Consider the following 14,052-nt stretch of genomic DNA (forward strand, 5'->3'; position numbering starts at 1 on the left):
ATGAGGATTAAATTGAGAGGCTAAAGATAGTGATTAAAACCATTTTACAAGCGCTTTTTTGATATTATGACATTGGTTTTACGACACCCAACCTTTGGAATACTGATTAATTTTGACGCTAATGAATGTCGAGTTACAGATTTTTACTATTTTGCAGCCCTTTTTAATAAAGGCAGTTTTCATGATTAACCTAAACTAAAAAAACATGAAAATTAGTAAAACTTTAAAGTAAACACATTCCATAAAGAAACTATGAGTTGGTTTAAACGCAAAAGCGAAGGAATTACCACCAAAACCGAAGAGAAGAAGGAAACTCCTGACGGGCTTTGGAATAAATGTCCTTCATGCAAAAAGGTATTACATAATTCTGAACAGGTAGAAAACAAATACGTTTGCCACCACTGTGGTTACCATATCAGAATTGGCTCTAAACAATATTTTGAAGTACTATTTGACAATAATGAGTTTACCGAACTTTTTTCAAATTTAACTTCAGGAGATCCGCTGCACTTTGTAGACAGTAAAAAATATACGGATCGTATTATAGAGACAATGGCCAAAACAGGTTTAAAAGACGCTATTCGTGCCGGAGTTGGAAAAATTGAAGGACAAGACCTGGTTATTGCCTGTATGGATTTCGAATTTATAGGGGGGTCTATGGGATCAGTTGTAGGGGAGAAAATTGCCCGTTCAATTGATTATTCGTTAAAGAATAAAATTCCATTCCTGATGATCTCCAAATCAGGTGGAGCGCGTATGATGGAGGCTGCATTCTCATTAATGCAAATGGCCAAAACATCGGCAAAATTGGCTTTACTTGCTGAGGCTAAAATCCCATATGTTTCATTATTGACAGATCCTACCACGGGTGGAGTAACGGCTTCTTATGCAATGCTTGGCGATATCAACATATCGGAGCCTGGCGCTATGATTGGCTTTGCTGGACCACGTGTAATTAAAGAAACCATAAAAAAAGATCTTCCTAAAGGATTCCAAAGTGCTGAATTTGTAAAGGAGCACGGTTTCCTTGACTTTATTGTTGATCGTCGTGAAATGAAAGCTAAAATCGCTTCGTTTTTGCGTATTGTAAGCAATAATTAACAATTAATTAAAATGATTTTATAACGGATAAAGCGGTGTTTTATCCGTTTTTTGTTTTAAGGGTAGGTGATTATTATACTTACAGGACAAATAGAGGATACTGAAGATATTTATAAATGAACAATGGATGAAGATTAATCTTCATCCATTGTTTATGAAATCACAATAGACTTATTCAACAGAAGCAATAATCGGTCGGCAAACAATTAAATATTTCAATAATTGACATTTTAATGTTTCTAAATAATCTTGCAGAGCAACAGTACTGGGAGTTTTTTCAGTTACTTCATTCCGTAATTGAGGTGTTTCATCCAAAAACAAATATATCTCCGGACAAAGTTCTTCCATTTCAACGGATACTAATATAATATCCTGCATTAAACTTTTATTTATACCGATCGTATTCATAATTTTCTTTAGTTTAATTTTCAGGTTATCTTTTTAAGTTGCTCCTGATTGTCTTTTTTCAAGAGCTGCTGAAGCAATTTAATCTGCATTTCCTGCGTTTTCATCAGTTTATCAATCTGTTCTTCCATTAAAAGATTGATTTTTTGATGAAGATTTCGAATTTCAATTTCAGCTTTAAGATTAATCAGATAATCATCTTCTGCTCTTTTCCGGTCTTTATCTTCCTGCCTATTTTGGCTCATCATTATAATTGGAGCCTGTAAAGCCGCAATGCAGGAAAGGATTAGGTTCATCAATATAAATGGATAAGGATCAAACTTCTCCTTGCCTCCCATTGAAACATTATAAAAGATCCAAACGGTAAGAATTACCATAAAGAGGATAATAAACTTCCAGCTTCCACCAAACTGCGCTACTTTATCAGAAAGTTTTTGCCCTTTAGTAAAGAGTTCTTCCGGAGGGTGCTGGAGTTTATCAATAATCAATTTTTCTTCTTTGATAGCATCGATTACTAACTGATGCAGCTTCTTCATTTGATCATTTTCCGCACTGGATTTCCCGATCCCGTTTTTAGCCAAAACATTCATAATACAATACTAATTAATCCTTCTTACCTAATTCATTCATCCTTAAATAACCCTCCTACCCTGAGTCAATCTTATAACTACTACCACGAAGGCGATTACTAACAGTAGGTGAATGAGGCCTCCGGCATGAAAACCGACAAAACCAATTAGCCATACTACAACCAGCAGTACAGCTATTATATACAATAAATTTCCCATAATTTTAAAATTTTAGGGGCACTGTCCGATCTATTCTAAACGCATTAAAAGGTTCACTAGTTAAAAGTGAACCTTAAGTTGTACTTACTTCTTAGAAGTAAATCCTTTAAACGCTTTACCTAACTCAAACATGTCGTGATTAAACTCTTGTTTAAATTGTGGCCAATCCTTTTCATTATAATTGTAATTGGCTATCCGTTTCCGTAAATCGTCATTTTTATTTTCCAGAACTACTATTTTTTTATGATATCTGTTATCTGCCTTAGCGTTGCCCTTTATCATTTTTGCTTTTAAAGCAGCGATGTCTTTATCGTTATTTATAATCTTCTGTTGAGCGTCTGCCCTAAATTGAGTGTAGCTTGCTAAAGAATCTGTATTTGTTACTACTTTAACATTTTGTGGCTCAACTATTTCCTGGGCGCCCACTTGACTGTAGGCCATCATACTAAATCCTGTTATAAAACCTGTTATAATTAAGGATGGTATTAACTTTTTCATACTATTTAAATAAAATTGTTTAAAACATTTATTTAACTATTACTTAGGCCCTTACCATACCTTCTTAGCATTTAAGAAATAGTTTAAAAAACAATGAGCCAAAAGGCATTGACCCATTATTGCAATACTTACAATTTTTGAATAATTAAATCCAATTCTTGTTTGGTTTTACCCAATTTGGTTTCAATTTTTCGCATCATGTCTTCTCTATTACCTTGTTCATAATGCACATCGGCTTCTGTAAGTACAGGATATTTCGCAATAAGCTTAACTTTCTGTTCGCTCCACTTTTGCTGTCCGAATGTTCCTGTTGGTCTTGATGATGATGGTGTTGTTCCCATGATTTTAATTTAAGTGGGTGGTTTAACAATTACAACATAAATGTACCCATATAAACCGCGAAGAATGTTACATAACTAAAGCTAATAGTTACATAATTCACACATTATCAATGTCAACTATACCTTTTCTTTTATGTTTTAATTGTTTAAAATAGGAAGGGGTTAATCCGGTGATTCTTTTAAATTGATTAGAAAGATGTGCAACGCTGCTAAAATGCAACTTGTACGAAATTTCCGTTAAACTGAGTTCGTCATACACCAGTAGTTCTTTTACCTTTTCTATACGTTGAGAGATAAAAAACTTTTCAATTGTGATACCTTGAACTTCTGAGAATAGGTTAGCGAGATAAGTATAGTCGTAATCGAGTTTTTCACTGAGATAGTCAGATAGATTTACTTTCAATTGATCATCTGTATAATGTACTAATTCAATTATTGCACTTTTGATCTTTTCAATAAGCATACTCCTTTTATCATCCATTAGCTCCAGCTCATATTTTCTCAATCCTTTATCAAGCAGTTTTAATTGATCCTCTGAAATGCTCCCTTTTATCTCCACCTCCCCAAGCTGGAGCTGGGTGTATTGTAAGCCCAGCTTTTCCAATTCGGACTTCAATGCCATTTTACAGCGAATACAAACCATGTTTTTGATAAAGAGCTTCATGGCAGCTTTTGTTTATAATACATGTCTTGAGAGCATCCTATAAATGTACAAAAACAATAAGGCTGATAAGATTAACCTATGTAACAGAATATACTGTAAATGGAGAGCTATTTGCGTATATCTATATGTTATGAAGCTAAAGAGCAATAGGAAAATGTCGATTGTGTGGCTCGCTTTTTTTGCATACCTGTCCATTCACCCATTTTCTCTCTTATCCTCTGCCATTTATGATACACCAAGGGATGACAATTTTTCTTTTTGTGATAATCTAATTGGCTCCGAGTCAGGGAAGAAAATGAACTTTCGAATCGACTCTCTTAAGCATAAAAACCCGGGTGACACCCTCTTTAAAATATTGAAAGACGCACCATATAATGTTCTTAGTGAAAGACCCTATAAGCGGTACCAGGGCAAGGTTATCCGGAATATAATTATTGGGCAGGTGAACGTTTTCAACCGTGTCTCAGACGATATCCAACAGTCACGGAATAGCATTCAAAAACTACAGCATCTTCTGGATTTTTTGCATGTAAACACCCAATCGAACGTTATCAGGGAGGGATTGTTTTTCAGTGAAAAGAAAGATACGGTGAGTGCATACCTGATGGCATATAATGCCTATTATCTTCGTCATTTACCTTTTCTCCAAACGGCTGAAATCTATATACAACCTCTTACAGATACAAAAGACTCCGTTGATGTAATAATCATTACTCAGGATGCTTTTGAGTTCGGGGCAAGCATTGCTCATTCCAATCTGAGACTTTATAATGTAAATTTTTTGGGTGGAGGCCAGCGGATTGACTTGGCTGTAAGTCTCGACAAAAATCGTTCACCAAAGATAGGAACAGCTGCTTCCTATGTAAAATACAATATTGGGGGGTCTTTTGTCGATGCTTCCATTGGCTACACCACTATAAACAATGCGGCACCAATAGATACCGGCGTTTATGAAACTTCCTTCTTTGTCCACCTGGACAGACAACTCTATAAGCCGACAGTACGCTGGGGAGGAGGACTAACTATTTCGTACAACTATTCAATGGATGTTTATTCCCGTTCATCAGGTTATTATCGCAACTACGCTTATAGATATTTTGACGTTTGGGGAGCCTGGGCATTTAATGTGAAGAAACTACTTAAAACAGGTTTTGAAAATAGTACCCGCAAAGCAATATCATTAAGGTATAGCATACTTGATTTTACCCGACAACCCCACCAAGATATTTACCGGCTAGATCCCAATTATAATAACCGGCAGTATATCATTGGCCAATACAATCTTTTCCAGCAAAGGTATTTTAAAACCCGTTATGTATTTGAATTTGGCAGGATTGAAGATATTCCAAGTGGGTATAATTTGGCTCTAACAGCAGGTGTGGAAAAATGGATCAATAGAAAACGGATTTACACCGGAGCACAATATGAACGCTCTAAGATCTATACCAAAGGCAATTTCATGGTCACAGGAATAGGCCTTGGCGGTTTTTTTAAAAATGGAATTGAAGATATAGTGTTTGCCGTCGATAATATTTATTACAGCGAGCTTTACACGCTTACCACATGGAGGCTTCGTTATCAAATCGGTTTGAATTATCTAATTGGCATTAACCCACACTTTAATAAGGCGATCAACTTAAACACTGAAAGAGGCATCATTGGTTATAATTCGGAGTTGCTACAAGGTTATCAGCGTCTTACCCTTGGTGGCGAAGCAGATTTCTATGCTCCGTTTCGGTTTTTAGGGTTTAGGTTTAATTTTTTCACTGTTGCCCAAGTTGCACAACTTGGGGACAAAGGTGAACTCTTATTTGGTAATCGTTTGTACTCTGTACTTGGAACAGGAATACGTATCAAAAACGAAAGTCTTGTATTCAGGACCTTGGAAATAGGAGCTTATTTTTATCCGGGAGCGCCTTCGGATATGAAAAAAGTTGGGCTTACGTTGAAAAGCATACCCAATATACGGTTCCGAACCACCCCCATCCAGCGCCCTGAATTTATCAGCTTTGAATAAAACTTAAGAAACGAATCAAGGGATACTGAAGCATTTTCGTGACTAAGAAACCTAACAAGAGAGAATATTCAAGTGGATGAAAAACTCAATAAAAAAACGGATAGATGAAACACCTATCCGTTTTCTAATCTTCTATTTTGAAATTATACTGCTACAGGAACAATCTGTTTAAGTTTCTCAACGGTATAATCAATCTCTTCTTTAGTTGTCATTTTACTAAAAGAAAAACGAACTGAAGGTCTGTTTGGACTGGCTCCAATACCAGTTAATACATGCGAGCCAATATTTGAACCTGATGAACAAGCACTTCCTCCAGAAGCTGAAATTCCATTAATATCCAAGTTGAACAGCATCATATCGCCCATATCTGATTCAGGGAAAGATACATTCAGAACTGTATATAAGCTCTTTTCAGGGTCTGTTTCGCCATTAAACTCAATGTCATCAAAGTTTTCCAGTAACTGCTCCTTCATGTAGGTTTTCAATTCCTGAACATAGCTTGCATGCTCATCCATTTCATGATACGCAATTTCAAGAGCCTTGGCTAAGCCGGCAATACCGTAAACGTTTTCTGTTCCGCCACGCATGTTGCGCTCCTGAGATCCACCATAAATCAATGGTTTAATTTTCACCTTATGATTTACATACAGAAAACCAATTCCTTTAGGACCATGTAATTTATGCGCTGCACAAGCAACGAAATGCACTTTTAAATGGCTAAGATCGTGAACGTAGTGACCCATGGTTTGAACAGTATCACAATGGAACAAGGCGTTATATTTTTCACAAATATTACCAACACGCTCAACATCCAGCAAGGTGCCTATTTCATTATTGGCATGCATTAATGAAACAAAGCTACGTTCATTGTTTTGCAATAGCTCTTCCAGGTGGTTATAATCAACATTGCCTTTTTCATCAACGTTTACATAACTCAATTTAATAACACCTTTTTTCTCCAGGGCTGTCAATGTATGACCCACCGCATGGTGCTCAATTTTGGAAGTAATTGCATGGGTAATTCCATTGTCGTGAATTCCACAACGGATAGCTGTATTATCAGCCTCGGTTCCTCCTGAAGTGAAGAAAATTTCTGATGGTGAAACGTTTAGCAATTTTGCAACAGATTTACGCGCCAGCTCGACTACTGAGCGTACCTCTCGACCGTGTGCATGGATGGAAGAAGGATTCCCATATTGCTTCTCCATCACGCTAAACATCACCGCTAATACCTCCTTATCAATAGGAGTGGTAGCAGCATTGTCTAAATAAACTCTCATTTTTAGGTTATTATATTGGTAATTAGGTTAAATAAAAATTGAAGTTAGAATGACAAAATACAAAATATTTCCCAGTGACCTTTGTACTTCTTTCGGTGTCCTTCCTACTTAAATTAAATCATTTCCTTGAAATCAGAAATAATCTTGTTTGCTAAAGCATCCGCAACAGTTTCTGAATTTCCTTCGGAGTAAATACGAATGATTGGTTCCGTATTTGACCGACGCAAATGTACCCATTGTTTATCAAATTCTATACGAACTCCGTCAATGGTATTTATCGGTTGTTGTTTATACTTATCCTGAATTTTCTGCATTAATGAATCAATATCCATTTCAGCAGTCAGAGTAATCTTATTTTTTGAAATATGATAAGCTGGATAACCGTTTTTCAATACTGAAATGCTCTTGCCAAATTTCGCCAAATGCGTTAAAAATAGTGCAATTCCCACCAACGCATCGCGACCATAATGCAATTCAGGATAGATAATACCGCCATTACCTTCTCCTCCTATAACCGCATTTGTAGCTTTCATCATTTCCACCACATTCACCTCTCCTACTGCAGCAGCACTATATTTTCCTCCATGACTTTCCGTCACATCCTGTAAAGCACGTGTTGAAGAAAGATTAGAAACCGTATTGCCTTTATTATGTTTCAAAACATAATCAGCCACCGCCACCAATGTGTATTCTTCTCCAAATAGATTTCCATCTTCGCACATGAATACCAAACGATCAACATCAGGGTCAACAGAAATACCCAAATGAGCTTTTTTATCGGTTACTGTTTTCGAAAGTTCCGTTAAATGCTCTGCTAAAGGCTCGGGATTATGAGGGAATTTGCCATCAGGCGAACAGTAAAGTTCATGAATAACTTCAACGCCCAGGGCTTTTAATAATTTAGGAACAAATATGCCTCCGGTTGAGTTTACTGCATCAACCACAACGCTGAAATTGGCATTTTTAATCGCATCAACATCAACTAATGGCAATGCTAAAATCATTTCAATATGCTTTTCGACATAAGAATGATCTAATTTATACGAACCTAATTCATCAACATCAGCATAAGTAAAGGCTGATTTTTCTGCTATATCCAATACTTCCTGTCCATCGGCTGAAGAAATGAATTCACCTTTACCATTTAACAATTTTAATGCATTCCATTGCTTAGGGTTATGACTTGCAGTAAGAATAATACCTCCACCAGCATTTTCTAAAGGAACAGCAATTTCAACAGTTGGAGTAGTTGAAAGATCGAGGTCAATAACATCAATGCCTAAGCCTTGTAATGTTCCAACCACTAAGTTTCTAACCATTTCGCCAGAAATACGAGCGTCGCGGCCAATAACTATTTTTTTATTTCCTGTTTTATTAATTACCCATTGACCAAAAGCCGAAGTAAATTTCACTACATCTAAAGGAGTAAGAGCGCTGCCTGGAGCACCACCAATTGTGCCCCTAATGCCTGAAATAGATTTTATAAGTGTCAAGATTTCTTTTGATTTATTGCCAACAAAATTAGAATATTAAATCAGAATAGGCAATTTCAGGTTTGTAAAAGATTTAATAGAGGTAAATCGACTTTCGAATGAAGATAATCAGTAGTTCTATTTTACGATTTTGAATTATTCTTGATTGCTTTAAAATTGCTCATATTGGTTTTATATATTTGCTGCTATGCCTGATAAACAACAGAAGTGGTACCAGAATTGGTTCAATTCACCTTATTATCATATACTTTACAATAAACGCGATGAGCGCGAAGCGGAGCATTTAATGGACAATCTCTGCGAATATCTGACGCCTTCCTCGAGTGAGCGGATGCTGGATGTTGGCTGTGGGAAAGGTCGTCATGCCATTTACCTGAATAAAAAGGGATATGAAGTGACGGGAATCGACTTGTCGGAAGAAAACATAAGACTTGCTAATATTCATGAGAATGCGAAACTGCACTTTTATGTACACGATATGCGGAATCTGTTTTTTATCAACTATTTCGATATTGTTTTTAACCTGTTTACCAGTTTTGGATTTTTCGAAAAAGACAGGGACCATCAGCATGCAGTGAATATGTTTGCCCGCTCATTAAAAAAAGGTGGTGTGTTGGTATTGGACTTTATGAATGCCGAAAAACTCAAAAACAATTTGGTGCAACGCGAGGTTCAGCATATTGAAAATATCGAATTCCACATTCAACGTAAAATTGAAAATGGAGCAATTATAAAAAAGATTGATTTTGAAGACAAGGGACGTCATTTTGCTTTTAAAGAAGAAGTAAAAGCACTGATGCCCGATGATTTCAAAAGGTATTTTGAAAAGGCAGGATTTGAAATAGAAACTGCTTTTGGCGATTATAACCTTGGGCCATTTAAACCCGAAACATCTGACCGATTACTATTTGTGTGCAGAAAAAAATAACAAATGCTAGAACAATTAAATTCAATTGACCAAAAAGCGTTCTTTTTTGTTAACAGCGATTTATCAAACTCCTTCTTCGACTGGTTAATGCCATTAATGCGCCTTCCTGCATTCTGGGCTCCATTATATTTATTCCTGATCATTTTCTTCATTAAGGAATACAAGAATAAAGGACTTTGGCTTATTGCTTTCTTGTTACTGACTTTTGCCATCGCTGATTTTGTAAGCGCCAGCATCATTAAAGAATATTTTCAGCGATTACGTCCATGCAATGACCCGGCTTTATTTGGCCTGGTTAAATTGCGGTTATCTCGTTGTGGCGGAGGATTTAGTTTTGTGTCATCACATGCATCTAATCATTTCGCTATTGCTGTTTTTCTTATCAGCACTTTTTATCAGCGTTGGAAATGGGTATTGCCAGCAGCACTTCTTTGGGCTGCATTAGTGTGTTTTGCACAAGTGTATGTAGGTGTTCACTACCCATTCGATGTTACTTGCGGTGGTATTTTTGGCGCTAGTGTGGGATATGGTGTTTCTAAACTTCGAAAATCATTAGTACCAATTGATGGAATTAATTAAGAGCTTAATATTATTTTCAAGCGCATTTATCGGCGGCTTGTCTGTTTTTTTTGTTCAAAAAGGTAGTAACAGACGACTGAAACTTATCTTGTCGTTCAGTGGAGCTTATCTGTTTGCCATATGTGCATTACACTTAATGCCCGAAGTATACGAATCGCATAATCCTTTGGTTGGCGTTTTTGTGTTGGTTGGATTTGCATTTCAGATCATTTTGGAACAATTCTCTGAAGGAGTGGAACATGGCCATATTCATGTGCATCAGCATCATCATGGCCCTGCCTTTCCATACGGTTTAATGATCAGCTTGTGTTTACATGCTTTCCTTGAAGCCTTACCATTGGCCAGCTCAGCGGCTCAGAATGAATTATTGTTTGGTATTGCCATTCATCATATTCCGGCAGCGTTTGCATTAGGCAGCATTTTATTGCAGAGCCATGTAAGCAAGCAAAAAACCATTGTAATGCTGGTTTTGTTCGCTATTATGTCGCCTATGGGCTTTATTCTTAGCCAAAATCTTGGACCTGCTACATCAGGAGTATTATCGCAGTATTTCGATTATATCATGGCAGTAGTGATAGGTATATTCCTCCATATTTCAACTACCATTTTATTTGAGGCAAGCGAAGATCACAAATTCAATTTCTATAAAACCATTGCAATCTTTCTTGGGGCCGGAATTGCCATTTCATTATTTTTTAGCCAGCAAGGAGCGCATAGCCATTAATAAGGAGCCTAACTGAAGACTGAAAAAGCCTAACCTCTGAATTTGTCTAATAGGAAGTTCAAGGTTTGTAATTCTTCTTCCGTAAGATTTTCATTAACAAATTCCTGGATTTTTTCGGTGGTGATAATATTTAAGAGATCCAAACCTTTGGTAGTAATCAAAAGGTCAACTGCTCTCCTATCACTTTTACAGGTTTTACGTTCGATCAAATCTTTCTTTACTAAGCGATCGACAATGCGTGATACATCCGACATTTTATCTATTATCCGCTCTTTTACTAAATTAAGTGTTGCAGGCCTGGGAAACTGCCCCCGTAAAATCCTTAAAACATTAAATTGCTGTGGAGTAATATCATACGGTTCCAGAATCTGACGCATGTTTGACATCACCCAACTTTGTGTAAAAACAATATTTACAATTGATTTTTGATAGTTGTTTTCAAACCTATCCTGAACTATTTCCTTTTCGATTTGCATAATTTGTTAGCTAGACATTGACATACAAATATATAGAGCAATAACATTAATTGTTATTGCTTGGGGTGTATTATTAAGAAATTGTTAAAATTATTTACTTTGATTATCGTTTTGATAACCTTCTTTCAGCTTCTTTTTATAATCCCATGGGCAATTCAAGCATTGATTTTTACAGCAATACCCTCTATTAAGGTGATACTGCCTGGTAAAAACCATTAGCCCTTGTTCATTGATAATATAATCTTCGCCAACCTTTAACATTTATTCATTTAAAATTTTTACGGCATGAGAATCTTTCAAATGTTGTTTCAACTCATGGCCGTTTCCATGGAGGGTCCAAATCTCCTTAGCTTCCGACCGTTCAATCAAAGTAAGTATTTGGTTCCAATCTGCGTGATCGCTAATAAAAAGTTTTTCATCACAGTACTCCTGCAAATTCCCCCAACCGGATGCAAAGACCTTATAAACATCACGACTATGCTTATAACTTGAGAAAGTTAATGGGGGAACAATATAAACACTGTTTGATGAATGTTTCATTGTTTTGCGATCATATAGCTGCCATTTCCCTAAATCAATGCCGTACTGTTCATAAATACGATGTATTGGAGCAATAGAATAATGTACAAGCACATTTAAGTTACTGCAATGCTCATTTATTAACTGCGTTATGCGCTGGGCCTTGCCTAAAGCATAGGCACCGAAAATTATATTGTTATTGAATTTATTAAGCTTTACAATTTCACTTTCGGCATTGGGATGAGCCGTTTCTGACGATGCAAACGTTGTTTCAGTGATCAATATATCTGCTTTTACAAACTCAAAAGGCTCATTTGTTGGATCAGCATCTAATTTAAAATCGCCTGTATAAAGAATTCGTTTGCCATCAATTTCAACCAAAATCTGTGCAGAACCTAAGATATGGCCTGCACTATAGAAAGTGATGCGTGCATCATCAATCATAAATGACTGATGATAATCTCTGACCTGAAAGTTTTTACCTGCATTTTTCTTAAACCGAAGTTCCATTACCGACCGGGTAGATTCGGTGCAATAAACATTTTCTGATCCGGCCACAGCATGGTCGCCGTGAGCATGAGATATTACGGCATTTTTAACTGACTTTTGTGGATCGAGATAAAAATTATAGCGTGGGCAATACAACCCTATTTCTGTTAGTTTAAAATATTCTTCAACCATTTACTCTATTCAAAAACTGTTGATGCAAATGCAAAACCTGGGGTATAATGGCTTTAGATTCATCATTTAAAATTATAAAGTCAGCAAGCTTTACTTTTTCCTCTTCATTAAGCTGATTTTTTATCCTGCTTTTAACCTCATTTTCAGAACTTCCATCACGCGTCATTACACGCTTGATCCGCAATTCTTCGGGTGCCGTTACCAAAATATTAATGTCGTTTTGCTTGTAGCTGCCACTTTCAAACAGTAAGGCTGCTTCTTTTAATAAATAGGGTTTATACTGGTATTGTTTGCTCCATTTGTCAAAAGCTCTAAACACGGCAGGATGCACCATTGAATTAAGTAGGGCAAGTTTCTCCGCATTATTGAATACCATTTCGGCCAATAATTTGCGATTCAAGCTTCCATCTTCAAAGTAAACCGATTCTCCAAAATGTTGCTTAATTCCATTTACAAGAGTCTCGTCTTCCACCATTATGCGTTTAGCTTCAGTATCAGCAATAAAAACCGGTATACCTAATTGTTCAAATATTTTGACAACGGTGCTTTTACCACTACCAATTCCACCGGTTATTCCAACATTAAACATTACTTAGCTACTAAAAAGTCAATAATATGAGGATTTATATTGATCACGCGAATAAAATCAGGTGAACGCAAAAGTTTAACATCCAAACGGTTTCGCCCCATGGTTTTCCACTGGTTTAAATCAACCTGGGCATAAAACATATCTTCATCAACCAAGGGATATTTATTCACCGGGCATAGGTACCTGATATTTATTTTGCCTGGCAACAAATTTACATCATAATTGCGATCATTATTAGCTAGATGTAACTTAACCATTATAGAGCCTTCAGTATATTTTTCAACCGGAATGCTTAACATCACCAAGCTCGGTTTTATGGTAATATTATTTGTTTGATTTCCATCGAGCCTGATATACATTTTAACACTATCGGCTAAATCATGAAGAACAATTTTACGAGTAACCCAGCCTTTAACTTTTGCAACCTCATCAATAGGACCACTTATGGTAACGCTGTCCGGATTTAGGATAAGATCTGATGAGTAAAAGTATTGCTTTTTGAAAGTTATATCTGCAAGCAACTCCAACGGAATCTTTTTAACAATCCGGCTTGAGAAATCAAGATTAATAATTTCGGGTTTAATACTTTTTATTTTGATACCCTTAGGCAATTGCCTGTTTAAAGCCTCAAGATGCTTATAAAGCAGAATATTACTATCAGCGATTTTGGAAATATCAATTTTTAATGGCCTGTTAAGCAAGTTTATCCTCGAAAACAACAATTGCCATCCCGTTCCTTCAACATTGAGCACAACCTCTTCAACCGTTTTAACGTTTAAGGTCCTGTCGGCAGGAATATTAGTTAAAAGAAGCTGCGTATTAACCTTAAAGAAATACTTATTTGACAGAGATGAGATGAGCCAGAAACATATTGCAAAAAAAAGGCAAATAAAGAACAGGCCGAGCTTCCGACGTTCTCTTTTATTTAAGTCAAATAATGATCTTTCTTTATTCGTCATTTAAGCGGTT

18 protein-coding genes are annotated in these 14,052 nt (G+C 36.3%); 5 read left to right on the top strand and 13 right to left on the bottom strand.

Features of this window, described 5'->3' with window-relative positions; translation table 11 throughout:
• Positions 1-252 precede the first annotated feature (252 nt).
• On the top strand, positions 253-1,101 hold the full coding sequence (gene accD / locus C3K47_RS12935; RefSeq protein ID WP_103789560.1) for an acetyl-CoA carboxylase, carboxyltransferase subunit beta: 849 nt from the start codon (positions 253-255) through the stop codon (positions 1,099-1,101).
• 171 nt (positions 1,102-1,272) lie between these two features.
• Here accD and C3K47_RS12940 read toward each other — a convergent pair whose 3' ends face one another.
• From C3K47_RS12940 to C3K47_RS12965, 6 genes are all read right to left on the bottom strand, one after another.
• Positions 1,273-1,509 (bottom strand): hypothetical protein, encoded by a 237-nt coding sequence (locus tag C3K47_RS12940; RefSeq protein WP_103789561.1) that lies wholly within the window; start codon positions 1,507-1,509, stop codon positions 1,273-1,275.
• A 20-nt stretch (positions 1,510-1,529) separates the two neighbouring features.
• Positions 1,530-2,042, bottom strand: a complete 513-nt coding sequence (locus C3K47_RS12945; protein WP_243392549.1) for a DUF1003 domain-containing protein — start codon at positions 2,040-2,042, stop codon at positions 1,530-1,532.
• A 96-nt stretch (positions 2,043-2,138) separates the two neighbouring features.
• Positions 2,139-2,294: a lmo0937 family membrane protein gene (locus tag C3K47_RS12950; RefSeq protein ID WP_103789563.1), complete on the bottom strand. Its 156-nt coding sequence runs from the start codon at positions 2,292-2,294 to the stop codon at positions 2,139-2,141.
• A gap of 84 nt (positions 2,295-2,378) precedes the next feature.
• Entirely contained in the window at positions 2,379-2,792 is a 414-nt protein-coding gene (locus tag C3K47_RS12955) for a hypothetical protein (protein ID WP_103789564.1), read from the bottom strand.
• Between the two features lie 128 nt (positions 2,793-2,920).
• Entirely contained in the window at positions 2,921-3,133 is a 213-nt protein-coding gene (locus tag C3K47_RS12960; protein WP_103789565.1) for a general stress protein CsbD, read from the bottom strand.
• Positions 3,134-3,230: 97 nt separating this feature from the next.
• Entirely contained in the window at positions 3,231-3,797 is a 567-nt protein-coding gene (locus C3K47_RS12965) for a helix-turn-helix domain-containing protein (RefSeq protein WP_165784699.1), read from the bottom strand.
• Positions 3,798-4,092: 295 nt separating this feature from the next.
• Between C3K47_RS12965 and C3K47_RS12970 the strand changes: the two genes are divergently transcribed.
• The gene (locus C3K47_RS12970) at positions 4,093-5,814 is read left to right on the top strand and encodes a BamA/TamA family outer membrane protein (protein ID WP_103789567.1); all 1,722 of its coding nucleotides are present in this window, start codon (positions 4,093-4,095) and stop codon (positions 5,812-5,814) included.
• A gap of 143 nt (positions 5,815-5,957) precedes the next feature.
• On the opposite strand, the gene C3K47_RS12975 is transcribed toward C3K47_RS12970, so the two are convergent.
• Both C3K47_RS12975 and glmM read right to left on the bottom strand, forming a co-directional pair.
• Complete coding sequence (locus tag C3K47_RS12975) at positions 5,958-7,094, bottom strand: cysteine desulfurase family protein (protein WP_103789568.1); 1,137 nt, start codon at positions 7,092-7,094, stop codon at positions 5,958-5,960.
• A gap of 113 nt (positions 7,095-7,207) precedes the next feature.
• A complete protein-coding gene (gene glmM / locus C3K47_RS12980) occupies positions 7,208-8,587 on the bottom strand; it encodes a phosphoglucosamine mutase (RefSeq protein ID WP_103789569.1) in 1,380 nt (459 codons plus the stop codon).
• 187 nt (positions 8,588-8,774) lie between these two features.
• On the opposite strand from glmM, the gene C3K47_RS12985 reads away from it, so the two are divergent.
• From C3K47_RS12985 to C3K47_RS12995, 3 genes are read left to right on the top strand one after another with little or no spacing between them, the layout of a single operon-like run.
• Positions 8,775-9,515 (top strand): class I SAM-dependent methyltransferase, encoded by a 741-nt coding sequence (locus C3K47_RS12985; protein WP_103789570.1) that lies wholly within the window; start codon positions 8,775-8,777, stop codon positions 9,513-9,515.
• 3 nt (positions 9,516-9,518) lie between these two features.
• Positions 9,519-10,094: a phosphatase PAP2 family protein gene (locus C3K47_RS12990; protein WP_103789571.1), complete on the top strand. Its 576-nt coding sequence runs from the start codon at positions 9,519-9,521 to the stop codon at positions 10,092-10,094.
• Positions 10,081-10,818 (top strand): ZIP family metal transporter, encoded by a 738-nt coding sequence (locus C3K47_RS12995; RefSeq protein ID WP_103789572.1) that lies wholly within the window; start codon positions 10,081-10,083, stop codon positions 10,816-10,818. The genes C3K47_RS12990 and C3K47_RS12995 overlap by 14 nt, the downstream gene beginning before the upstream one ends.
• 29 nt (positions 10,819-10,847) lie before the next feature.
• Here C3K47_RS12995 and C3K47_RS13000 read toward each other — a convergent pair whose 3' ends face one another.
• The 5 genes from C3K47_RS13000 to C3K47_RS13015 all read right to left on the bottom strand — a co-directional run bounded on the left by C3K47_RS13000 (position 10,848) and on the right by C3K47_RS13015 (position 14,042).
• Positions 10,848-11,294 carry a MarR family winged helix-turn-helix transcriptional regulator gene (locus C3K47_RS13000; RefSeq protein ID WP_103789573.1) on the bottom strand — a complete coding sequence of 149 codons (447 nt, stop codon included), beginning with the start codon at positions 11,292-11,294 and terminating at the stop codon, positions 10,848-10,850.
• 90 nt (positions 11,295-11,384) lie between these two features.
• Entirely contained in the window at positions 11,385-11,555 is a 171-nt protein-coding gene (locus C3K47_RS19570; RefSeq protein WP_165784700.1) for a DUF5522 domain-containing protein, read from the bottom strand.
• Entirely contained in the window at positions 11,556-12,494 is a 939-nt protein-coding gene (locus tag C3K47_RS13005) for an MBL fold metallo-hydrolase (RefSeq protein ID WP_103789574.1), read from the bottom strand. It abuts the gene before it with no gap.
• Positions 12,487-13,083, bottom strand: a complete 597-nt coding sequence (coaE, locus tag C3K47_RS13010) for a dephospho-CoA kinase (RefSeq protein WP_103789575.1) — start codon at positions 13,081-13,083, stop codon at positions 12,487-12,489. Before coaE ends, C3K47_RS13005 begins: the two co-directional genes overlap by 8 nt.
• Complete coding sequence (locus C3K47_RS13015; RefSeq protein ID WP_103789576.1) at positions 13,083-14,042, bottom strand: CdaR family protein; 960 nt, start codon at positions 14,040-14,042, stop codon at positions 13,083-13,085. The genes coaE and C3K47_RS13015 overlap by 1 nt, the downstream gene beginning before the upstream one ends.
• Positions 14,043-14,052 lie beyond the last annotated feature (10 nt).

The sequence above is a fragment of the Solitalea longa genome, assembly GCF_002920915.1.
Lineage (GTDB): Bacteria > Bacteroidota > Bacteroidia > Sphingobacteriales > Sphingobacteriaceae > Solitalea > Solitalea longa.